This is a genomic window from Microbacterium sp. (genome assembly GCF_047606385.1).
Taxonomy (GTDB): domain Bacteria; phylum Actinomycetota; class Actinomycetes; order Actinomycetales; family Microbacteriaceae; genus Microbacterium.
In genome coordinates this window covers 1-20,538 of record NZ_JASGEL010000113.1, presented here as the reverse complement: position 1 = coordinate 20,538, position 20,538 = coordinate 1, and the positions used below count along the sequence as shown (strand labels likewise).

The following is a 20,538-nucleotide window of genomic DNA, read 5'->3' as shown; positions in this document are numbered from 1 at the left end:
GCCGACGGCCGCGCAGGGCCGCCGCGCGTGCGGCTCGGCGGCCCTGGGCCGGGGCGGCGCTGCGGTCGATCACCTCTCCATTCTGACCGCGGTACCTGAGTGGCCCCCGCCGCCCGCCGCCCGTGGCGATGAGTGGATCTTTGTTCTATGACGGGATTGATCCATCGACGTATTTTTGTTCTACTGTTCGTCATGAGATGGCGGGGCCAGCAGGTGGGAGCGACGGACGCCGACGCGCTGCCCGGCCTGGACCGATGGGACGCCCTGGTGCGCACCGTGACCACCCCGGAGTTCGCCGGCATCACCTTCCACGAGGTGGCGTGCAAGTCGGCGCTGAACCGAGTGCCGGCGGCGTCCGCCATGCCCTTCTCGTGGACCGTGAACCCGTATCGGGGCTGCACGCATGCCTGCTCGTACTGCTTCGCCCGGCAGACGCACACCTACCTGGACCTGGACGCCGGGCACGACTTCGACTCGCAGATCGTGGTGAAGGTCAACGTCGCCGAGGTGCTGGCGCGGGAGGTGCGGCGCGGATCGTGGCGGCGGGAACACGTCGCGCTGGGCACGAACACCGACCCGTACCAGCGCGCCGAGGGCCGTTACCGCCTCATGCCCGGCATCGTCGACGCGCTCGTCTCCTCCGGGACGCCGCTCTCGATCCTGACGAAGGGGACGCTGCTGCGGCGCGATCTGCCGCTGCTGCGCGCCGCGCGCGCGCAGGTCGACGTCTCGCTCGCCATGTCGATCGCCGTGTTCGACGACGACCTGCAGCAGTCGGTGGAACCGGGCACGCCGACCGCGCAGGCACGGCTGGAGACCGTGCGCGCCGCGTCCGAGGCGGGATTCCCGGTGACGGTGTTCCTGATGCCCGTGCTGCCCCACCTCACCGATTCCGTCGCGGCCCTCGACGGCGCGCTGCGACGGATCAGCGATGCCGGCGCCGTCCGCGTGGTCTACGGCGCACTGCATCTGCGGCCGGGGGCCAAGCAGTGGTTCCTCCAGTGGCTCGCACGCGAACGACCCGACCTGCTCTCGTCCTACGCGGCGCTCTACCCCGGGAGCACGGCGTACGCGCCGAAGGAGTACCGGCGATGGCTGGCGCGCCGCATCCGACCCCTCATGCGTGCTCACCGGCTCGACGGCGGCGAGGAGAGCGAGGCGCCGCGAGACTCGCTCGTCCCGGCGCGGCCGTCCGCGAGTCTCGAGCTGCCGCCGCTGTTCTGAATCGACGGCCGGCTCAGATCGACGCGTCGAGGTCGAGCTCCCAGACCGCCGCGTGCAGCACGGTGTCGCGGTAGGGCAGGTCGGCCTCGCCGCGCCGGACGAACCCGGCCGCGGCGCACACGCGGTTCGACGGGGCGTTCTCGACTGCGGGGAAGGCGACCACCCGGCGGTGGACGGCCCGGTCGCCTGCGTCGGCGACCGCGAGCCGGACCGCCGTCGATGCGATCCTCCGGCCCTGCACGGCGGGCACGACGAACCATCCCATCTCGGTGACCGGAGCGCCCTCCCACTCCGACGACCACCAGTTGACGCCGCCGACCGCGACGCCGTCCAGCTCGACGGCGGCGATGCCGGCATCCGGTCGCGCCACGAACCGCAGGTACTTCTCGTGCCGCGCGCGCACGGCGTCCTCCGACTCGGGGCCGCCGAGGTACGCGGTCATCTCGGGCGAGTTGGCGGCGACGAGCAGGGGCAGGTCGTCGGCACGCCAGGGGCGCAGACGGACGCCGGCGCCGGTCGGGTCGGGCATGACGTCATTGTCGCGCACGCCATGCCCGCCCGACCGCACCGGCTCAGGCGTCGACGTCGGCGAGCTGACGCCCGCTGAGCTCCTCGAGCACGTCGTCGCCGGGCCGCGCATCGGTGAAGGGCGCGGAGATCTCGGCACGTTCGAGCATCTCGGTCATCCGGCGCCGACGCTGACGCGTGATCAGCGTCACGACGGTGCCCGAGCGCCCCGCACGGCCGGTGCGGCCGGAGCGGTGCAAGTACGTCTTGTACTCGTCGGGCGCGTCGGCCTGCACGACCAGGTCGATGTCGTCGACGTGGATGCCGCGGGCCGCGACGTCGGTCGCCACCAGCACGCGCACCTTGCCGTCCGTGAGCCGCTGCAGGTTGCGCGTGCGCTTGGCCTGGTTCAGGTCGCCGTGCAGGGCGACCGCGGCGATGCCGGCGTCCTCGAACTGCTCGGCGAGCATCTCGGCGTAGGCGCGGGTGCGCGTGAACACGAGGGTCTTGCCGTCGCGGTCGACGAGGGAGTCGAGCACCTCGGCCTTCTCGCGGTGCTCGATCACGAGAACCCGGTGATCGATCGTGCCGGAGTCCTGGTCCTCGCCGGCGACCTCGTAGACGGCCGGCTCGACGAGGAACTCGTCGACGAGGGCGGCGACCTCGCGGTCGAGGGTCGCGGAGAACAGCAGCTTCTGCGCGCCGTCGGCGACGAGCCGCAGGATGCGCTGCATGGGCTCGAGGAACCCGAGCTCGCTCATGTGATCGGCCTCGTCGAGCACGACGATCTGCACCTCGGAGAGGTCGAGCTTGCCCTGCTCCTGGAGGTCCTCGATGCGTCCCGGCGTGCCGATGACGATGTCGACGCCCTTGCGGAGGGCTCCGACCTGGCGCGCCTGCGGCACACCGCCGTAGATCTGGGTCGTGAAGATGCCGACGCTGCGCGCGATCGGCTGCACGGTGCGGTCGATCTGCAGCGCCAGCTCGCGCGTCGGCGCGAGGATCAGCGCCTTCGGGCTGCGGCCGAACTCGCGACGCTGGCCGGCCTGGCTGCGCAGGATGGACTCCACGAGCGGGGCGCCGAACGCGATGGTCTTGCCCGAGCCGGTGCGGCCGCGTGCCAGCACGTCCTTGCCCTCGAGGATCGGCGCGATGGTCGCCGCCTGGATCGGGAACGGGCTGGACGCTCCCAGCTGTGCCAGGGCACGGACGATGTTGTCGCCGAGGCCGAGCTCGGCGAAGGACGCCTCGGCCGCCGTCGCGGCATCCACCGCCTCGGCCTGCAGACGCTCGTGCACGACATCGACGTGCTCCTCGGCGGCGGCGTCGCGCACCGGCTTCGCCTCGCCACGCCTTCTCCACGCGTCGCCGTCGCGCGGGGCGGGGCGGTCGTCATAGGCGCGGCGAGCCGGACGGTCGTCGAAGCTCCGCCGCGCAGGGCGGTCGTCGAACCGCCGGGCCGGGCGATCGCCCGCCGGCCGCGCGGTGCGCGCCGGACGGTCGTCGAAGGAACGAGCCGGACGGTCGTCGAACGAGCGCGCGGGACGGTCGTCGTAGGTGCGACGGGACGGACGGTCGTCGAACTGCCGCGCCGGACGGTCGTCGTAGGTGCGACGGGACGGACGGTCGTCGAACTGCCGCGCCGGACGGTCCGCGCGCACCGGGCGATCGCCCGCCGGCCGCGCGGTGCGCGCGGGACGGTCGTCGAAGGAACGAGCCGGACGGTCATCATACGAGCGCGTCGGACGGTCATCGTACGAGCGAGCGGGACGGTCGCCGGAGGTGCGGCGAGCGGGGCGGTCGTCATACTGCCGCGCGGGCCGGGAGTCGGTCGAACGCCCGGGGCGGGAGTCGAACGGCCGCGCGGGACGGTCGTCGTAGGAGCGCGACGGACGGTCGGTGCGGGCGCCCGATGTCCGCGCCTGGCTGCGGATGCCACGGGCCTCCTCGCGGCCGGCCTTCTCCTGCGCGGTCCAGCGGCGCTTCGCGGGCGCCTCGGCCTCGGCCGGACGGTGGCCGCGATGGTTCGGGCTCTTCGAGCCGGCGGTGCCGGCGGAGGCCTCGCCCGGGCGCCGCTTGCGATCCTGGAACGAGGTCTTCGCGCCGTAGCGGGGCTCGAAGTTCTTGGCTGCGCGGCCGCCGGCCGGCTTCTTGCTCTTGGGCATGGGATGTCCTTCTGGGTGCTCTCGCACGAGAACAGCGTCCGCGGCGGAATGCGCGCGGACATACCCGGACAATCGTCGGCCGGGGCCATTTTCGATGATGGTCATGCGCGCCGATCGGCGCCCATCATCGGCCCCCTGGACTCACACACCCACCCGCGCGAATCGCGCGGTGTCCGGAGCCGACCCTTCACCATACCGCCTCACGCTGAGAACTACCCTGGTGCCATGACCGCCGACCCCACCGGGCACCGCCACGTCCTGCGCGCCGCGCACGCCACCGCCGAGATCACCGAGGTGGGGGCCGCACTGCGCGCACTGCGCATCGGCGACGTCGACCTGGTGCCGCGCTACCCGGACGACGTGCCCACGCCGGCGGCGTCCGGAGTCGTGCTCGTCCCGTGGCCGAACCGCGTCCGCGACGGCAAATGGCGCCACGACGACGTCGACTATCAGCTCGCGATCACGGAGCCGAAGCTCGGGAACGCCTCGCACGGCCTGCTGCGGTTCACGGCCTACCGGGTCGTCGACTCCGCCCCGGACGCCGTCAGCCTCGCCGCCGACGTCTTCCCGCAGACCGGCTACCCCTTCCACCTGGCCACGCTCGTCGCCTACGCGCTCTCCGACGACGGCCTGCACGTGCGCCACGAGATCACGAACGTCGGCGCGACCGCGGCCCCGGTCGCGCTGGGGACGCACCCGTACCTGTGCATCTCGGACGTTCCCACCGCCGATCTGACCCTCGAGGTCGACGCCGAGACCTGGTTCCGTCTCGACGAGCGCAACCTGCCGATCGCCGAGGAGGCCGTCGACGCCGCACACGACCTGCGCCGGCCGCGCCGGGTCGGCGACCTCGACCTCGACACCGCGTACACCCGGCTGCGGCGGGACGCCGGCGACCGCGTCCGCGGCATCCTGCGCGCCCCCGACGGCCGGCGCCTGACGCTGTGGGGCGGCACCGGGATCGACTACCTGCAGGTGTTCACCACCGACCGCTACCCGGGCCACGATCTGGCCGTCGCGATCGAGCCGATGACCGCCCCCGCGGACGCGCTCAACTCCGGCCGCGACCTGCGGCTGCTGGCGCCCGGCGAGTCGTGGCAGATCGAATGGGGCATCGATCTGCGCATCTGATCGCGCCACGGCGACGCGATCCGCGTCCCAGACGGTAATATTCTCCATCCTTGCCCGACACGCGGTCCCGCTAGAATGACGCCCAGCGGCGTCGCCGTCGCGTCGGAATCAGGGTTCGGCGCTCGTCATCCGGTGGGAGTCGGAACCCTTCGTCCTCCGGATCTGAGGTGTCCCACTGGGTGGAGGGTACCCCGTTATGCGCATCGACCTCGCGTCTCCGTCACCGGTCCGCGTCGCACTCGCCGACTCCCGACAGACCCCGCCGGAGGGCGCTCGTGCTCGCACCGCGTTGACCGCGCTGCTGGCGGCCTCGCCGCTGCAGCTCGCGGTCCTCGCGCTGACCGTGCTGCTCGGCGGCATCTCGGTGGCCATCGTATCCACGAGCGACCCGGTGTGGTGGCAGGAGCACTTCAGCCGCCTGGGCACCTTCGACGACGCCTCCAGCGCCGTGTTCAACGGCACCCTGATCGTCGGCGGCGCCGTCGTGCTGCTGTTCGCCCGCGCCGCCGAGCGAGAGCTGCGGCGGCTGTCCGGCATCCACATCCGTCGCGGCACCGCCCGCACGGCTCGCATCCTGTTCTCCGCGGTGGGAGCGGGCCTCGCCCTGACCGGCTGCATCCCGCTCGACGTGAACAAGTTCGTCCACGAGCACATCACGATGGTCATGGTCGCCGGGTTCGCCGGTCTGCTGCTGACGAGCCCCCTGCTGATGCACCGCATGCCCAAGCGCCTGCTCGCGAGCACCCTCGGCTCGCTGTCCTACCTCGCCGCGGGCGCCTGGCTGTTCTTCGGCAGCGGCGCGATCAACCTCGCCCTGTTCGAGGTCATCGCCTTCTCCGCCATGTTCGGCTGGTCCGCGGTCTTCGTGTTCTGCCTGTCGCGATGCTGCGCCGAGGTCCAGGGGATGCCGCAGGTCTTCGCGACGCACGTCGCTCCGGAGGCGCAGGCCGTCGAGGCCGCGTCCGAGCCCGTCGCCACGACGTCGGATCCCGTCGCGGCCGTGTCCGCTGCGGCCTCCGCACCCGAGACGCCCACCTGCCCGACGCCGGCGGCCCGTCGCATCCGCCGCTCGGCGGTCGCTCTCAGCCGGCGGGCCTCGGCTCGCCCGCCGATGCGACCCGCTTCGCCGCGCGCCGCTCGCGTGCTCCCTCGACGAGGTCGTACAGCGTCGGCAGCACGAGCAGCGTCAACACGGTAGAGGACACCAGGCCCCCGATCACGACGATCGCCAGCGGCTGCGAGATGAACCCGCCGTGGCCGGTCACGCCCAGCGCCATCGGCGTCAGCGCGAAGATCGTCGCCAGCGCGGTCATGAGGATGGGCCGCAGCCGCCGGGAGCCGCCGGCGACGGTCGCGTCGTACGAGCTGAGCCCCTTCGCACGGTACTGGTTCACCAGGTCCACCAGCACGATCGCGTTCGTCACGACGATGCCGATGAGCATCAGCACGCCGATCAGGGAGGCGACACCCAACGGCACGCCGGTCGTGATCTGCAGCAGGATCGCGCCGGTGGCCGCGAACGGGATCGACACGAGCAGCAGCAGCGGCTGCCGGAGCGATCGGAACGTCGCCACCATGACGACGTAGACGATGAGGATGGCGGCGAGCATCGCCAGGCCCAGCTGCGTGAACGCGTCGGACTGCTGGGTGGCCACGCCGCCGATGGCGGCGCTCGCGCCGGTGGGCAGGTCCAGATCCCTCAGCCCGGCGTTCACGGATGCCGTCGCCGTGGTGAGATCGTCGCCGGCCGGGGTCACGGTCACGGTGGCGGTGCGCTGCCCGCGCGCCGTGGTGATCGAGGTGGGTCCCTGTGCCTCGGCGACCGTGGCGACCTGGTCGAGCCGCACGACGCCGGCTGCCGTCGGGATCGACAGCGCGCGCAGCTCGTCGAGGGTCGCCGGCGTCTCCTCGGCCGCGAGGTAGACGGTCAGCGTGCTGTCGTCGATCTCGACCGATCCGATCGAGGTCGGCTGCATCGCGCCGGACACGATGGCCCCCACCGCGACCTCCGACAGCCCGAGGGAAGCCGCCTCGTCACGGTCCACGGTCACCGCGATGTACGGCAGCGAGGCCGAGAGGTTGCTCGCGACCTGGCTGACGCCGTCCGCGCCGTCGAGAGCGGAGACGACGGCATCCGACGCCTGCTGCAGGCTGTCCTGGTCGGGCGCGGTGATGTCGACCTCGATGTCGCTGGAGCCGAAGCTGCTCGACGAGGCGGCCACGGTGATCGTGCCCGCGTCCTGCAGTCCCGCCACCGCCTGCTGCACCCGCTCGCGCAGGGCGACCTGATCGGCGTCCGCCGCCGTGGTGATCGAGTAGGTGATCCCGCCGGCACCCCCCGAGAACGCATCGCGGATCGCGGAGCCGCTGGAGCCGATCGAGGTCTGCACGCTCTCGACCCCGTCGACGGCCTGCAGCGCCTGCTCCACCTGCTGCGCGGCGGCGTCCTCGGCGTCGAGGCTCGCCGCGTCGCCGAGGGTCTGGGTGACCGTCAGGGTGTTCTGCCCGGAGTCGCCGAGGAAGTTCGTCGTCATCAGCGGCGCGAGGGCGGCGGTGCCGGCGAGCACCACGGCCGCGAGCAGCATCGTGGTCCACGAATGGGACAGGGTCCATCGCAGGATCGGCAGGTACGCGCGCTGCAGCCGTGACGGCGGCGCGGCGGCGTCCTCGGGATCGATGGGGACGCCGGTGGCGCCCAGGATCTGCGCGCCGGGCTTCAGGAACCAGTACGCGAGCACCGGGACGATCGTGAGGGCCACCAGCAGCGAGGCGACCATCGCGATCGTGACGGTGAGCGCGAACGGCCGGAACAGCTCGCCGGTGAGGTCGCCGACGAACGCGATCGGCAGGAACACCGCGACGGTCGTGAGGGTGGATGCCGTGACCGCCGACGCGACCTCGCGCACACCGCGCAGCACCGCCTCGCGTTTATGGGCGGGGCCCACGCGCCGCGAGGCTCCGCGCGACGCGGCGGCGTCGGGTGGCGCGGGCGTGGGGACGACGTAGTGGCGTCTGATGTTCTCGATGACCACGATCGAGTCGTCGACCACCCGGCCGATGGCGATCGTCAGAGCGCCCAGGGTGAGGATGTTCAGCGAGTACCCGAACGCCTGGATGCCGAGGAAGGTGATCAGCACGCTCGTCGGGATCGAGATCGCGGTCACCAGCGTCGAGCGCACCGACAGCAGGAAGATCAGGATGATGATGACCGCGAAGGCGAGACCGAGCAGTCCCTCCTGTGCGAGCGACTCGATCGACTGCTCGATGTAGGGCGCCTGGTCGAACACCACCGTGAACTGCGCGGCGCCGCCGAGGTCGTCGCTCAGCTGCGGGAGGGCGTCGTTCACGGCCCGCGAGACCTCGACCGTGTTGGCGGCGGGAAGCTTCGTGACGGCGATGGTGAGCGCCGCCTCGCCGTTCACGCGCGAGATGGAGGTGACCGGGTCGGTGTCGAGCGCGACGTCGGCGACGTCACCGACGGTGACCGTGCCGGCGGCCAGCTGCGCCGAGGTGGAGGGCACCAATGGGAGGGCGGCGATCTCGTCGACCGAGGTGAGCTTCGCGCCCGTCTGCACCGTCAGGGTCTGGTCGCCCTGGGTGATGTCCCCGCCCGGGAAGAGCACCCCGTTGTCGCTGAGGGCGTCGCTGATCGCCTGCTGGGTGTAGCCGTCGGCCGCGAGGGCGGCGGCATCCGGGGTGATGGTCACCCGCTGTCCCACCCCGCCGACGATCGATGCCGCGTTGACGCCCTCGATCTGCTCGAGGTCGGGGATGACCGAGTTCTCCAGCTGCGCCTGGATGGCCTGCTCGTCGCCGTACCCGGTGACGGCGAGCTGGATGACCGGGAGATCGTCGATCGACACCGAGACGACGTTCGGCTCGACGCCGGAGGGGAGCTGGTCCTTGATGCGGTTGATCGCGAGGGTGATCTTCTGCTCGGCGGTGGACAGGTCGGTGCCGTACGTGAACGACGCCTGCACGATCGAGGCGTCGGTGGTGCTGGTCGCGGTCGTGGACTCCAGGCCCGGCACGCTCTGGATCGCGCTCTCGATCGGTGTCGACACGTCGTTCGCGACGACCTCGGGCGACGCGCCCGGGTAGGTGGAGAGGATCGACAGCGTCGGGAACTCGATCGAGGGGATGAGCTCCTGCTTCAGGTTCACCAGGGCGATGGAGCCGAACACGGCGACGACGATGGTGACGAGCGCGATGAGGGCGCGATTGCGCAGGCTCAGGACGGCCAGACCGGACACGGCGTCAGTATTCCACGCGCCCGTGTCGCAATTCCGCCTCGCCCGCAGGACGGCGACGCGGCTGCCGCGGGATTCCGGGGACGCGTGCCGGCGGCGGTGTCGACGAGGCGGAGTTATGACACGGCGCCGGGCCGCCCCCGGCGCCGTCTAGGCCGTCAGCAGCGCCTGCAGCGCGGACTCCCCGCTGACCGAGAGGTCCAGGAGGCGGCCACGAGCGTAGGCACGCCAGATACGAGGGTCGATGTAGCTGGTCCGGGAGACGGCGGGCGTGTTGCCGAGCACCGCGGCGCAGGCACGCACGGCCTCGCGCTCGGCCCGCTTCCGTTCGCTCTTGCTCGTGCCGGGTCCGCCGCGCGCAAGGCAGGTCGCCGCGGCGATCGTGCCGCGGAGCGTGCGGAAGTCCTTCGCGGTGAACTCGCCGCCGGTCAGCGCCCGCACGTACGCGTTCACGTCGGCGGCGGTCAGCGCGACGCGGCTCCGCCCGCGCCGGTAGCTGAGCAGGATCGAACGGGGCCGGCCGCCGGTCATCGGCGCGAGCGCACGGGCGAGGTCCTCGTCGTCGATCTCGATGCGGGCGAGCACGCCGCTCTTAGCCGGGAAGCTCAGCGTCACGACGGACCCGGTGACGGTGGCGTCGCGTCGCTGCAACGTCGTCAGACCCCGGCCGCCGCCCCGGGCGAGATACCGGCGGGAGCCGATGCGCAGCGCGCCGGCGTCCAGCAGCCGGAAGGCCACGGCGAGAGTGCGCTCGCGCGACTCCCCGTCATGGCGCAGGGAGGCGGTGACCCGAGCACGTGCCCGGGGCAGCGCTGCGGCGAGCGCCAGCGCCCGCGCGTACTTGCCGCGGTCGCGCGGCGTGTGCCATTGCGGGTGATAGATGTACTGGCGGCGTCCCGCGGCGTCCGTCCCCACGGCCTGGATGTGTCCGCGTGGATCGGCGCAGATCCAGACGTCCTCCCACGCCGGCGGGATCACGAGGGCACGGATGCGTTCGAGATCGCGCCGAGCGACGTCGCTCCCCTCGCTCGTGCGATATCGGAAGCCGGTGCCCGCGCGCACGCGCACCAGTCCGGGGTCGTCACCAGGGACGACCCGTCGCAGTCTCGCCACCTCAGTGCGACCGGAGGCGGGCGATCAGCTCGCTCTTGCGCAGCGACGAATACCCGGTCAGCCCGAGCTCCTTCGCCCGCTTCCTCAGTTGGGGCACCGTCCACTCCTCGTAGTCCCCGGCCTCGCCGCCGCGCCGGCCGACCGCTTTGCGGCCGTCGCGCGCCGCGGCGTTCGAGATGCGCGCCGCCTTCTCCTTCGACGCGCCCTCGTCACGCAACGTCTCATAGAGCTCCGGATCCTTCAGGCTGTTCGATCCCCGTCCGCCAGGCATGCTCTTCTCGCTCTCCGGCGCCGTCACCCGCGCCTCAGGGGCGAGCGTACGACCGCCGGGCGGGCGCCGCGGCCGGTTGACACGGCCGGGGGCGGCGGGCTACGTGGGTGGCGGGCTGCTAGCACCGCGCTCGCGCGAGCGTCAACCCCACCCGACCCGCGCGGGGCCGAGTGGAAGCCTGGGCGTGTGCCATCGCGGCACCCGGGGCAGGCGTGAGCGGACGCACCCGGTCACCGTAAGGGGAGTGCCATGAACATCGCGCTTGTCATCATCATCGTCATCGCCATCCTCATCGCGATCTTCAGCGGGTTGAACTCGGCTCTCAGCTGGCTGCTCTGGGTCGCGATCATCGTCGGCGTGATCGCCCTGATCGCCTTCCTCTTCCGGGTCATCAGCGGCGGACGCCGCTGACCCGCTCCGCAGGCCCCGGCGCGTTCGCGCGCCGGGGCCTGACCCGTCCCTCAGAGCTCGCGCTCCGCGTAGGCGCGCAACGCGTCGCGCACGAACCGGGCCCCTTCCTCGCCGCCGTAGTGCCGCGCGAACCTACCGTCCACGACATACATCTCGCCTAGTCCCGTGATGTACCCGGCGATGTCCCCGGCGGGATCCGCGGCAGGCGTGCCGGGGACGCCGCGCAACCAGGCGACCTGCCGCGCGGCCAGCTCCTGCGCCTCGTCCGAGTCGGCGGGGATGCCGCGAGCGGCCGCATCGCTCCAGTCCCGGGCGAGTACGTCGACGCGCTCTCGCCACTGCGCGCGTTCGGCCGCATCCATGCCGCGCCACCACTCTTCTCCTGCCGTGTAGGCATCGGCTCCCCACCGCGCGGTCACCTCGTGGCGGTGCGGGTCGAAGCCGTCGAACATCTCACTCGCCATGAGCGGTTCTCCTCTCTCCAGTCGCTCGAGGGTGCGCTCGACGGACGCGAGCTGACGTCCGATCCGCGCCCGCTCCTGCCGCAGCCATTCGCCGTGGGCGGCGAGCGCCGCCGCGGGCGTCGCCACCCGGTCGAGCACCGCCGCGATCTGCGGCAGCCCGAGTCCGAGCTCGCGCAGCAGGAGGATGCGCTGGAGCCGCAGCAGCTCGTCGGGACCGTACCGGCGATAGCCGTTCGGCCCGGTCCCGAGCGGATGCAGCAGCCCGATCGCGTCGTAGTGTCGCAGCGTGCGGCTCGTCGTGCCGGCGAGGCGCGCGACCTCCTGGATCGACCAGTCCATGTCCGTCGACCTCCTCTCGGTACGACCGTAGACATTGACGCAGCGTCAAGGTCAAGCCGGTCGACCGTCGCAGGTTGACAGCATCCAACTCGCGATATAACGTGTTTACGAACAAACGCGATATAACGTGAGATCGGAGCAGAGATGGCCCCCGAGAAATGGCTCATCCACCCGGGCGAGACCCGGATCATCGACCTGGACGACATCCGCTCGCTCAAGGTGAGCCTCGTCGGCGGACAGGTCGACGTCGTCGCCCACGACGAGCCGGGGGTGCGCATCGAGGTGCACTCCGTCACCGTCAAGGACCTGCGCATCGAGGTCGCCGGGGGTGCCGTCGAGATCGACCACCCGCAGCTGCGGTGGGACAACTTCCTCGAGGTGTTCCGCAACTTCGGTGCGGGCGGCCCGAAGGCCGAGGTCAGCGTGGCGGTCCCGCGAGACATCGCGCTCGTCCTCGGCGTGGTCAACGCGAACGCCCTGGTCGCCGATCTCGCGACCGACGCCCGGCTGAACACCGTCTCCGGCGACCTCGTCGTCGACTCGCTGACCGGCGATCTCGTCGCCAACAGCGTCTCCGGCGACCTCCACGTACGAGACCTGACCGGGTCCCTGACGGCCAACAGCGTCTCGGGCGACGTCATCGCCACCGGCGCGCTCACGAAGGTCACCGCCGACACGGTCTCGGGCGGGATGCTCATCGACGCGGCCGGCGATGCGCACCGCATCTCGCTGAACACGGTCTCCGGCGATGCGACGGTCCGGCTCGACGCGGAACACCCCGCGAACTACGTCGTGCGCAGCGTCAGCGGGCGCGTGCAGCTGGACGGCGTCGTGCGCTCGGGCCGCGGCTCCGGACCGACGACCAACTACACCGGCTCGGTCGGCGAGCTCAGCGGATCGTTCGTCGACGTGCGCGCGAACTCGGTGTCGGGGGACATCACCGTGGTGCGTCGCGACGCGGGCGAGGCGGCGGCGTGATGTCCCCGGTGTTCTCGCATGGTGACCTGCGCCTGTACCTGCTGAACCTCCTCGACGAGGAGCCCCGGCACGGCTACGACCTCATGCACGCGCTGACCGAGCGCACCGGCGGCACCTACACGCCGAGCGCCGGCACGATCTATCCGCGACTGGCCAAGCTCGAGGAGGAAGGCCTGGTCTCCAAGACCGTCGACGGCCGCAAGACCGTGTACGCGATCACCGACGCCGGACATGCGGAGGTCGCCGCCCGTCAGAGCGACCTCGAGGGGATCGAGGCCGACCTCGCCGACTCGGTCCGCCTCATCGCCGAAGAGGTGCGCGGCAGCGTCCGCGCGGCGATGAAGAGCCTGCGCGCCGACCTCGCCGCGGCGGCGGCCGCGGAACGAGCGGGGGAGCGAGCGGGCGACGACTCGGGCGACGATCGTGTCCGCAGCCGGATCCAGATCCGCCGGGCCGAGGCGTTGATCGCGGAGTTCCGTGCGCAGGTGCGCACCGACCTGCGCACGCATGTCGCGCGCGGCGGCGATCTCGACTCCGGGATCGTCGACGCCCTCGCCGACTCGTTGGACGCCGCCGCGCGAGAGGTGACGCGCGCGCTCGTGGTCGGCCGCGCGGCGCGGGATGCCGTGACCGACGCGGACTGACCGACTCAGCTCTTCGCCGGCCACTCCTCGACGTCGTCGGGCACCGGATCCTGCAGCGGCACCACCAGCACGGGCCGGCGCTGCCGGTGCGCCAGGCGTGCCGCCACCGCGCCGGTGAAGAACTCGCGGATCGTCTCCCCGAGCCCCCGCCGGCGCGTGCCGACCACGATGAGGGGCGCGTCGAGCTGCTCGGCGAGGTCCTTCAGGGCCATCGCCGGATCGCCGACCAGCGACCGCACGGTCCACCGCACCTCGCTCCGGTCCAACCGGGCGGCGGCCTGCAGCCGCACCTTCTCGACGGCGTCCGCCGCGCCGGCGATGTTGATGTCGATGGGGGCGGTGTGGGGCGTCCCGTCGGGATCCTCGTAGGTCACGAACCTCGTGACGTCGACGTAGGCGACCACGAGGCCGACCCCGAACAGGCCGGCGTACCGGACGGCTTCGTCGAGAACTCGCGCCGGCAGATCGGGCACGACGCCGACGACGACCGATCCGGCCCAGTCCGCGGCATCCGAAGCCATCTCTTCCTCCCCGACCGCGCGGCGTCGCGGGTGGGCGCGGTGATATGCTGAATGCTACTCTTACCGGCCTCGAAGCCGGACCTGTGAATGCGACGGGCCCCGCACAGCCCGCGACATCAGAACGTGAGGGGGTCTCGCATGGGGCGTGGCCGTCAGAAGGCGAAGCACACCAAGATCGCCCGCGAACTCAAGTACGACTCGTACTCGGTGAACTACGCGGCTCTGGAGCGCGAGCTCGGGCACCCGGCGTCCGGTGAGGCCGAGTACGTCGACAAGTGGGCCGACCAGTTCGAGGACGAGGACGAGGACGAGGAGCGGGTCGAGACCCGTTGAGCTCCGCCGCGCACGGCGACCTCGTCACCGCGTGAGCCGCGGCGTCCTCGCCGTCAGGAGACCTGCGAGCCCTCGACCCAGTCGAGGTACTCCTGGGTGACCGTGCCGGTGACGTACCGGCCGTCGAAACAGCTCATGTCGAGATCCTCGATGTCGGAGCCCTCGAGGATGGCGGCCTTCAGGTCCTCGACCTCCTGATAGACCATGTAGTCCGCGCCCAGCTCGGTGGCGATCTCGGGGATCGTGCGCCCATGGGCGACGAGCTCGTGACGCGAGGGCATGTTGATGCCGTAGACGTGGGGGAAGCGCACCGGCGGGGCGGCGCTGGCGAAGGTCACGCTCTTGGCGCCCGCGTCGCGCGCCATCTGGATGATCTCCTTGCTCGTCGTGCCGCGCACGATCGAGTCGTCGATCAGCAGCACGTTCTTGCCCTTGAACTCGCTGGGCATCGCGTTCAGCTTCTGCCGCACGCTCTTCTTGCGCACCGCCTGGCCCGGCATGATGAACGTCCGGCCGACGTAGCGGTTCTTGTAGAAGCCCTCGCGGTACTCCAGCCCGAGCTTGCGGGCGACCTGCATGGCAGCCGGCCGGGCGGAGTCGGGGATCGGCATGACGACGTCGATGGATCCCGTCGGCGTGTACTTCGCGATGGTGTCCGCCAGTCGGTCCCCCATGCGCAGCCGCGCCTCGTACACCGAGATGCCGTTCATCACCGAGTCGGGCCGGGCGAGGTAGACGTACTCGAAGGAGCACGGCGCCAGCTGCGGGCTCGCCGCGCACTGGCGGGTGTGCAGCGTGCCGTCGAGGTCGATGTACACGGCCTCGCCGGGCAGGACGTCGCGCACGACGTCGAAGCCGGCGTTGTCGAGCACGAGCGACTCGGAGGCGACCAGCCACTCGTATCGTCCGTTCTCGGCCTTGCGGGTGCCGAGGATCAGGGGCCGGATGCCGAAGGGGTCGCGGAACGCCAGCAGCCCGTAGCCGGCCAGCAGCGCGATGGCCGCGTACGAGCCCTCGACGCGCTCGTGCACGCGGGACACGGCCTGGAACACCTGCTCGGGGTCGAGCTCGAGCCCGCCGATGGCGGCCTGCAGCTCGTTGGCCAGCACGTTGACCAGCAGCTCGGTGTCGGAGCTCGTGTTCAGGTGCCGACGGTCCTTGTGGAACAGCTCGTCGGTGAGCTCGCGCGTGTTGGTGAGGTTGCCGTTGTGCACGAGCACGATGCCGTAGGGGGCGTTGACATAGAACGGCTGCGCCTCCTCCTCGCTGGACGCGGTGCCCTTGGTGGCGTAGCGGCAGTGCCCGAGGCCGATCGAGCCGAGGAGGGACCGCATGTCGCGGGTGCGGAACGCCTCGCGCACCTGGCCGCGGGCCTTGTGCATGTGGAACACGCCGTTCTGCTCCGCCGTGGAGATGCCGGTCGAGTCCTGGCCGCGGTGCTGCAGCAGCAGCAGACCGTCGTAGATGTCCTGATTGACCGGGCCCTGCCCGACCATGCCGACGATGCCGCACATGTGGTGTTACTTCGCTCCATCTCGTGGGGTGTCCGCGTAGGCGCCGACCAGGCGCACCGCGCCGCCGTCGACGCCCTTGGCGCCGTGCACGAACTCTCCGTCCGGCCTCGCGCCGTCCTGCACGACGCCGATCTGCCAGGCGGGGATCCCGTCCGTCTGGAGCGTCGCGATCGCCGCGTCGGCGGCATCCTGCGCGACCACGGCGAGGAAGCCGACGCCGAGGTTCCAGGTGCCCTCGGTCGTGGTCAGCTCGAGGCCGCCCAGGTCGGCGAGCACGCGGAAGACCGGAAGGGGGCTCCACGTGCCGCGGTCGAGATCGGCCCACGTGCCCCGGGGGAGCACGCGCGCCAGGTTCGCGGCGATGCCGCCGCCGGTGACGTGACTGAGCGCATGCAGCCGATCGCCGAGCGCGCCTGCCAGCCGCAGCAGCTGCGCGGTGTACAGGCGCGTCGGCTCGAGGAGCGCCTCGCCCCATGACGTGCCGAAGTCGACGGCGTGGTTTCCGTACCGGACGCCGGCCCCGGCGACGATATGACGCACCAGCGAGTAGCCGTTGGCGTGCAGGCCGCTGGCGGCGAGCGCGATCACGGCGTCGCCGGGACGCACCCGCTCGGCGCCGAGCACACGATCGGTCTCGACGACGCCCGTCGCGGCGCCGGCGACGTCGTAGTCGTCGGGTCCGAGCAGGCCGGGGTGCTCGGCGGTCTCGCCGCCGACCAGGGCGGTCCCGGTGGCCGAGCAGCCGTCGGCGATGCCGCGGACGATGTCGGCGATGCGCTCGGGCACGACCTTGCCGCACGCGATGTAGTCGGTCATGAACAGCGGCGCGGCTCCCACCACGACGATGTCGTCGACCACCATGCCGACGAGATCCTGGCCGATGGTGTCGTGCTTGTCGATCGCCTGGGCGATCGCGACCTTCGTGCCCACGCCGTCCGTGCTGGTCGCCAGCAGCGGCTTCGCGTAGGAGCGCAGCGCCGAGACGTCGAACAGGCCGGCGAAACCGCCGACGCCGCCGAGCACCTCGGGCCCGTGGGTGCGGCGTACGGCGGACTTCATCAGCTCCACCGCGAGATCGCCGGCCGCGGTGTCGACGCCTGCCTCGGAGTACGGGTTGCGGGGTGCAGCGGCCACCGCACCAGCCTACCGGCCGCCCGCCTGGGCGGTCGCCTCATGCGGATGGGCCTACCGGACGGTGCCGGAGTAGTGGAAGAGCTCCTGCATCGCCCCCGTCATCGCGCTCGCGATCGTCCAGGTGATGACGCCGGAGATCACCAGGCTCACGAGCATCACCGCCCCTATCCCCCAGAGCGGACCGGCGCCGCGGCCGGTGCGTCGCAGCACGATCACGCTGCGGCCGATCGGGTAGACCGAGGAGAGGAACGCCCAGTACCAGGGGAAGGGCGCGTCGATCCCCCGTGCGAGCAGCGCGCGCCGATCGCGCGCGGCGAACCAGACGTTGAGGCCGTACACCGCGTAGCCGAGGACGACACACGCCCAGTAGGCAGGGGAGCGGAAGATGCCGAACTCGGCGGCGACGGCGGACGGGTCCTGGGCGATCGTGCCGACGTCGAACGACTCTCCCCACGGCACCAGGAGCAGCAGCAGGACCGGGATGACGGGAAGCAGCACGATCAGCCAGATCCACACCGTGCCCGGGTCGAGGCCCGGGCTGCGGCGCGGCGCCGGTCGCACGCCGACCGCCGGCGCCGTCGCGGGGGCCCATCCGGCGCCGTCCCAGTACCGCATGGTGCCGTCGCGAGCCGGATCGGGATACCAGCCGGCGGGGATCGCGTTCGAGTCGCTCATCGTTCGTCGAGTCTTGCACTGCGCGCCGGCGGATGCACGCGGTCCGGGCGCCGGTCGCCGTCCCGTGGCCCGGCCCCGCCCCTACAATGGCCGCATGAACAGCCCCGGGCGCCCGGAATGGCTGATCCGTGAGGATGCGAGCCAGCCGGTCCTGCTCGCCCTGTTCCTGCGGCAGCGGCTGGGGCTGCGCAGCCCGTCCGAGATCCCCGCCCTCCGCGAGGTGGTCTCGGCGGAGCCGGACCGTCCCGACGACGAGCAGGCGCTGCTGGAGCGGCAGTGGCGGGAGTACTGGGCGATGACGGTCGAGCCGCAGGCGCACCCGTCGCCGGTGCCGCTCGACCTCGTCGACGGATTCGACACGCTCGTGGCGCTGCCGGTCGACGGCGCGGACGTGCTGCGCCGGGAGATCGCGCCGCTCGGAGCGGACGCCGTCGCCTACGCGCGGCGTGCGCACCGGGCATACGTGGCCCGCGAGTCGGGTCCGCGCACAGGGGACGCCTACCGCGCCTATGCCAGCGCGATCGCCGAGCACGAGCGCCAGGTGGGTCGCCGCGCGCATTCGTTCGAGCTGAACGTGCAGGTGCTGCCCTTCACACAGCGCGGGCTGTGGTGGATCGGGTCGCTCACGATCGCCGTCACCGACGGGCTGCGACGGGATGTCGCCGCCTTCGACGCCGCGATCCACCCGATCATCGCCGAGCTCGCGTAGCCGGCGCCCCGTCGCGAACGACGCGCGGTCAGTCCTCCACGCGCACGCGCTCGCGGTCGACGCGCACCTCGCGGCTGCGGCGTCCGACGGTGCGGTCCAGGATCAGGGCGACGAGCGCGCCCACGAGCAAGCCCACGACGATGCCGACCAGCGCGAGGAAGCCGAACACCTCCCACCGCGTGTACTGCACGCCCTCTTCGCTGGGCTGGTCGGTGCCGTTGAAGACGAGGGTGAGCACGAGCGCGGCGACGACGCCGAGCAGCGCCCCGAGCACGAGGAAGAGCACGTGCCGCGGTGCGCGGCGAACGTTCACCGTCTCGAGATGCTCCTCGACGGTGACGCGGGGTTCGGGGGTCGCCTCGTCGGCCATTCCTCCATTCTCTCATCCGGGTGGCTGTGCGGCCGCCCGCAGCGGAGGCCCGGCGCCGCCCTGTCCGCGTCGCCCGGTCGTGCCGCGCACGCGCGAGGGGCGCCCCGCATCACGGAGCGCCCCTCGTCGGCGATCTGTCAGGCGCGGGCCGCGCGACGGCGGCGCAGCGCCACCGCTCCGACGCCCAGTGCCATCATCGTCAGCCCGATCCACAGCATCCCGTTCGCGTCCGACCCGCCGGTCGAGGCCAGCGTGCCGTCCGTGGTGGAGTCGCACGCGACCTCAGCGCCCAGCGGGAAGCTGAACGTGACGGAGTCCAGTGCGGTGCCCGCCGGGTAGAACGCGTTCCCGTTGTAGCTGAACAGAGCGGAGCCCGCCGAGGTGATCGTCGCCGAGGCGTTCGACCAGGAGATGCTGCTGCCCGTGGACGACGCGGTCGGCAGGGTGAGGTTCGCCAGCGCGATCTCGCCCGTGGACGACGTGGTCACGTACAGCACCGCCGTGGTGGCGCTGGTCACCTGGATGCGCAGGTTCGACAGGGTGATGTCGAGGATGCCCGAGTGACCGTAGTAGTGCACCGAGCCGCTGTAGCGCACCGAGCCGCTGTGGTTGTCGACGCTGTACGCACCCGAGCCGGTGCCCCAGCCGCCGGTGATCTCGCCGTTCGCGATCGGGCCGTTGATGTAGTCGACGAACGACTGCTTGAAGCCCCAGCTGATCGTCGCGCCCGACACCGAGTTCGCCACGCAGACGTCCTCCGTGGTCGTCGTGGTGGTCTCGTCCGAGCTGGTGTCCGTTCCGGTGCCGGAGTCGGTGCTCACCGCGGTCACCACGAACGAGGCCGACGCGATCGTGTTGCCGTCGGCGTCGAGCAGGAGCAGTGTGTGCGTGCCCGGGTCGAAGTCGGTCGGGACGGTCCAGGCGATCGTCACGCCGCCGTCGACGACGGTGAACGATCCGAGGTCGACCACGGCCGAGTGCACCTCGGCGTCGACCGACTCGTAGGCGTCCAGTCCGGTGGCGGTGAAGGTGATCGTGTCGCCCGGCGCGACGCTGGTCGTGTCGGAGCTGAGCACCGGGGTGACCGAGCCCGACGAGCTCGCCGGGAAGGTGAACGTCACCGGGTCGAGCACCGTGCCGGCCGAGTAGAACCCGGCGAAGGCGGTGGCGCCGTCGGAGGTGAGCACGGCTGCCGCGTCGGTCCACGTGATGGCGCCGTCGTCGGCCTGCACGCCCGCCGGCAGCGTGAGCGTCGCGAACGGGACGTCGGTCTCGTCGACGTCCGCGCTGCCGTTGTAGCCCTTCGAGACCACGTCGAGGTACAGCGTCGCGGTCGTCTCACCCGTCACGACGATCCGGGGGTTGGACAGCGTGATGTCCAGGGCGCCGTCGTGGCCCGTGAAGTGGACGCTGCCGGAGTAGGAGACCTCGCCCGTCTGGGTGTCGATGTCGTACGTGCCGGATCCGTTCGACCAGACGAACTCGTTCGAGTCGTTCGTCGAGACGCCCGAGGTCGCGATGTTGCCGTTCGCGATGGCGCCGGTGATGTAGCTGAGGAAGCTCTGCTTGAAGCCCCATTCCAGCGTCGCGCCGGAGACGTCGTCCGAGCCGGAGTCGGTCGCGACCGTGTAGGAGACGGCATCCGACGTCGAGGCGGTGTACGCGGTCTCGTCCTCGGGCGTGAACACCGCGGTCAGCGAGTGGTCGCCCGCCGCGAGCGCAGACGTCGTCAGGGTCGCCGTGCCGGACTCGACATCGGCCGTGCCCAGCGAGGTCGAGCCGTCG

The 20,538-nt window shown here is 71.6% G+C and carries 20 protein-coding genes; 8 read left to right on the top strand and 12 right to left on the bottom strand.

All coding sequences use genetic code 11. From position 1 onward, the window contains the following. The first annotated feature begins 192 nt into the window (after positions 1 to 192). Positions 193 to 1,224 (top strand): Rv2578c family radical SAM protein, encoded by a 1,032-nt coding sequence (locus tag QM626_RS11530; RefSeq protein WP_415077091.1) that lies wholly within the window; start codon positions 193 to 195, stop codon positions 1,222 to 1,224. Positions 1,225 to 1,237: 13 nt separating this feature from the next. Here QM626_RS11530 and QM626_RS11525 read toward each other — a convergent pair whose 3' ends face one another. Together QM626_RS11525 and QM626_RS11520 are read right to left on the bottom strand one after the other, a co-directional pair. After that, positions 1,238 to 1,753, bottom strand: a complete 516-nt coding sequence (locus QM626_RS11525; protein ID WP_415077090.1) for a GNAT family N-acetyltransferase — start codon at positions 1,751 to 1,753, stop codon at positions 1,238 to 1,240. A 43-nt stretch (positions 1,754 to 1,796) separates the two neighbouring features. Further along, positions 1,797 to 3,896, bottom strand: a complete 2,100-nt coding sequence (locus tag QM626_RS11520; protein ID WP_415077089.1) for a DEAD/DEAH box helicase — start codon at positions 3,894 to 3,896, stop codon at positions 1,797 to 1,799. A 225-nt stretch (positions 3,897 to 4,121) separates the two neighbouring features. Here QM626_RS11520 and QM626_RS11515 point away from each other — a divergent pair, with 225 nt between their 5' ends. Together QM626_RS11515 and QM626_RS11510 are read left to right on the top strand one after the other, a co-directional pair. Further along, complete coding sequence (locus tag QM626_RS11515; RefSeq protein ID WP_415077088.1) at positions 4,122 to 5,027, top strand: aldose 1-epimerase family protein; 906 nt, start codon at positions 4,122 to 4,124, stop codon at positions 5,025 to 5,027. A gap of 196 nt (positions 5,028 to 5,223) precedes the next feature. Then, the gene (locus tag QM626_RS11510) at positions 5,224 to 6,225 is read left to right on the top strand and encodes a DUF998 domain-containing protein (RefSeq protein WP_415077087.1); all 1,002 of its coding nucleotides are present in this window, start codon (positions 5,224 to 5,226) and stop codon (positions 6,223 to 6,225) included. On the opposite strand, the gene QM626_RS11505 is transcribed toward QM626_RS11510, so the two are convergent. The 3 genes from QM626_RS11505 to QM626_RS11495 all read right to left on the bottom strand — a co-directional run bounded on the left by QM626_RS11505 (position 6,110) and on the right by QM626_RS11495 (position 10,661). Next, positions 6,110 to 9,280 (bottom strand): efflux RND transporter permease subunit, encoded by a 3,171-nt coding sequence (locus tag QM626_RS11505; RefSeq protein ID WP_415077086.1) that lies wholly within the window; start codon positions 9,278 to 9,280, stop codon positions 6,110 to 6,112. The two genes, QM626_RS11510 and QM626_RS11505, sit on opposite strands and share 116 nt — an antisense overlap. 147 nt (positions 9,281 to 9,427) lie before the next feature. Then, complete coding sequence (locus QM626_RS11500; protein WP_415077085.1) at positions 9,428 to 10,390, bottom strand: DNA topoisomerase IB; 963 nt, start codon at positions 10,388 to 10,390, stop codon at positions 9,428 to 9,430. Position 10,391: 1 nt separating this feature from the next. Beyond that, positions 10,392 to 10,661, bottom strand: coding sequence for a Rho termination factor N-terminal domain-containing protein (locus QM626_RS11495; protein ID WP_415077092.1), 270 nt, complete (start codon positions 10,659 to 10,661; stop codon positions 10,392 to 10,394). A gap of 249 nt (positions 10,662 to 10,910) precedes the next feature. Here QM626_RS11495 and QM626_RS11490 point away from each other — a divergent pair, with 249 nt between their 5' ends. Beyond that, positions 10,911 to 11,072, top strand: a complete 162-nt coding sequence (locus QM626_RS11490) for a hypothetical protein (RefSeq protein ID WP_415077084.1) — start codon at positions 10,911 to 10,913, stop codon at positions 11,070 to 11,072. 50 nt (positions 11,073 to 11,122) lie between these two features. On the opposite strand, the gene QM626_RS11485 is transcribed toward QM626_RS11490, so the two are convergent. After that, complete coding sequence (locus QM626_RS11485; protein WP_415077083.1) at positions 11,123 to 11,875, bottom strand: MerR family transcriptional regulator; 753 nt, start codon at positions 11,873 to 11,875, stop codon at positions 11,123 to 11,125. A 144-nt stretch (positions 11,876 to 12,019) separates the two neighbouring features. On the opposite strand from QM626_RS11485, the gene QM626_RS11480 reads away from it, so the two are divergent. Continuing rightward, complete coding sequence (locus tag QM626_RS11480) at positions 12,020 to 12,853, top strand: DUF4097 family beta strand repeat-containing protein (RefSeq protein ID WP_415077082.1); 834 nt, start codon at positions 12,020 to 12,022, stop codon at positions 12,851 to 12,853. Then, positions 12,853 to 13,497, top strand: coding sequence for a PadR family transcriptional regulator (locus QM626_RS11475; protein WP_415077081.1), 645 nt, complete (start codon positions 12,853 to 12,855; stop codon positions 13,495 to 13,497). Before QM626_RS11480 ends, QM626_RS11475 begins: the two co-directional genes overlap by 1 nt. 5 nt (positions 13,498 to 13,502) lie before the next feature. Here the strand turns inward: QM626_RS11475 and QM626_RS11470 are convergent, their stop codons facing one another. Further along, positions 13,503 to 14,018, bottom strand: coding sequence for a universal stress protein (locus tag QM626_RS11470; protein ID WP_415077080.1), 516 nt, complete (start codon positions 14,016 to 14,018; stop codon positions 13,503 to 13,505). A gap of 138 nt (positions 14,019 to 14,156) precedes the next feature. On the opposite strand from QM626_RS11470, the gene QM626_RS11465 reads away from it, so the two are divergent. Beyond that, entirely contained in the window at positions 14,157 to 14,351 is a 195-nt protein-coding gene (locus QM626_RS11465; protein ID WP_415077079.1) for a DUF3073 domain-containing protein, read from the top strand. 53 nt (positions 14,352 to 14,404) lie between these two features. Here the strand turns inward: QM626_RS11465 and purF are convergent, their stop codons facing one another. The 3 genes from purF to QM626_RS11450 are packed head-to-tail and all read right to left on the bottom strand — an operon-like array spanning position 14,405 to position 17,674. Further along, positions 14,405 to 15,865 (bottom strand): amidophosphoribosyltransferase, encoded by a 1,461-nt coding sequence (gene purF, locus QM626_RS11460; RefSeq protein WP_415077078.1) that lies wholly within the window; start codon positions 15,863 to 15,865, stop codon positions 14,405 to 14,407. A gap of 6 nt (positions 15,866 to 15,871) precedes the next feature. Further along, on the bottom strand, positions 15,872 to 16,999 hold the full coding sequence (gene purM, locus QM626_RS11455) for a phosphoribosylformylglycinamidine cyclo-ligase (RefSeq protein WP_415077077.1): 1,128 nt from the start codon (positions 16,997 to 16,999) through the stop codon (positions 15,872 to 15,874). A 51-nt stretch (positions 17,000 to 17,050) separates the two neighbouring features. Further along, a complete protein-coding gene (locus tag QM626_RS11450) occupies positions 17,051 to 17,674 on the bottom strand; it encodes a DUF2510 domain-containing protein (protein ID WP_415077076.1) in 624 nt (207 codons plus the stop codon). A gap of 94 nt (positions 17,675 to 17,768) precedes the next feature. Here QM626_RS11450 and QM626_RS11445 point away from each other — a divergent pair, with 94 nt between their 5' ends. Then, entirely contained in the window at positions 17,769 to 18,383 is a 615-nt protein-coding gene (locus QM626_RS11445; RefSeq protein ID WP_415077075.1) for a zinc-binding alcohol dehydrogenase, read from the top strand. 28 nt (positions 18,384 to 18,411) lie between these two features. Here QM626_RS11445 and QM626_RS11440 read toward each other — a convergent pair whose 3' ends face one another. After that, the gene (locus QM626_RS11440; RefSeq protein WP_415077074.1) at positions 18,412 to 18,753 is read right to left on the bottom strand and encodes a potassium transporter Trk; all 342 of its coding nucleotides are present in this window, start codon (positions 18,751 to 18,753) and stop codon (positions 18,412 to 18,414) included. A gap of 137 nt (positions 18,754 to 18,890) precedes the next feature. Further along, on the bottom strand, positions 18,891 to 20,538 hold a 1,648-nt coding region (locus QM626_RS11435; RefSeq protein WP_415077073.1), incomplete at its 5' end, for an HtaA domain-containing protein.

What these genes read in the sequence shown, in the direction of transcription:
- QM626_RS11530 (WP_415077091.1), top strand. Translation starts at nt 193, where the DNA reads ATGAGATGGCGGGGCCAGCAGGTGGGAGCGACGGACGCCGACGCGCTG.
- QM626_RS11525 (WP_415077090.1), bottom strand. Translation starts at nt 1,753, where the DNA reads ATGCCCGACCCGACCGGCGCCGGCGTCCGTCTGCGCCCCTGGCGTGCC.
- QM626_RS11520 (WP_415077089.1), bottom strand. Translation starts at nt 3,896, where the DNA reads ATGCCCAAGAGCAAGAAGCCGGCCGGCGGCCGCGCAGCCAAGAACTTC.
- QM626_RS11515 (WP_415077088.1), top strand. Translation starts at nt 4,122, where the DNA reads ATGACCGCCGACCCCACCGGGCACCGCCACGTCCTGCGCGCCGCGCAC.
- QM626_RS11510 (WP_415077087.1), top strand. Translation starts at nt 5,224, where the DNA reads ATGCGCATCGACCTCGCGTCTCCGTCACCGGTCCGCGTCGCACTCGCC.
- QM626_RS11495 (WP_415077092.1), bottom strand. Translation starts at nt 10,661, where the DNA reads ATGCCTGGCGGACGGGGATCGAACAGCCTGAAGGATCCGGAGCTCTAT.
- QM626_RS11490 (WP_415077084.1), top strand. Translation starts at nt 10,911, where the DNA reads ATGAACATCGCGCTTGTCATCATCATCGTCATCGCCATCCTCATCGCG.
- QM626_RS11485 (WP_415077083.1), bottom strand. Translation starts at nt 11,875, where the DNA reads ATGGACTGGTCGATCCAGGAGGTCGCGCGCCTCGCCGGCACGACGAGC.
- QM626_RS11480 (WP_415077082.1), top strand. Translation starts at nt 12,020, where the DNA reads ATGGCCCCCGAGAAATGGCTCATCCACCCGGGCGAGACCCGGATCATC.
- QM626_RS11475 (WP_415077081.1), top strand. Translation starts at nt 12,853, where the DNA reads ATGTCCCCGGTGTTCTCGCATGGTGACCTGCGCCTGTACCTGCTGAAC.
- QM626_RS11470 (WP_415077080.1), bottom strand. Translation starts at nt 14,018, where the DNA reads ATGGCTTCGGATGCCGCGGACTGGGCCGGATCGGTCGTCGTCGGCGTC.
- QM626_RS11465 (WP_415077079.1), top strand. Translation starts at nt 14,157, where the DNA reads ATGGGGCGTGGCCGTCAGAAGGCGAAGCACACCAAGATCGCCCGCGAA.
- purF (WP_415077078.1), bottom strand. Translation starts at nt 15,865, where the DNA reads ATGTGCGGCATCGTCGGCATGGTCGGGCAGGGCCCGGTCAATCAGGAC.
- QM626_RS11450 (WP_415077076.1), bottom strand. Translation starts at nt 17,674, where the DNA reads ATGAGCGACTCGAACGCGATCCCCGCCGGCTGGTATCCCGATCCGGCT.
- QM626_RS11445 (WP_415077075.1), top strand. Translation starts at nt 17,769, where the DNA reads ATGAACAGCCCCGGGCGCCCGGAATGGCTGATCCGTGAGGATGCGAGC.
- QM626_RS11440 (WP_415077074.1), bottom strand. Translation starts at nt 18,753, where the DNA reads ATGGCCGACGAGGCGACCCCCGAACCCCGCGTCACCGTCGAGGAGCAT.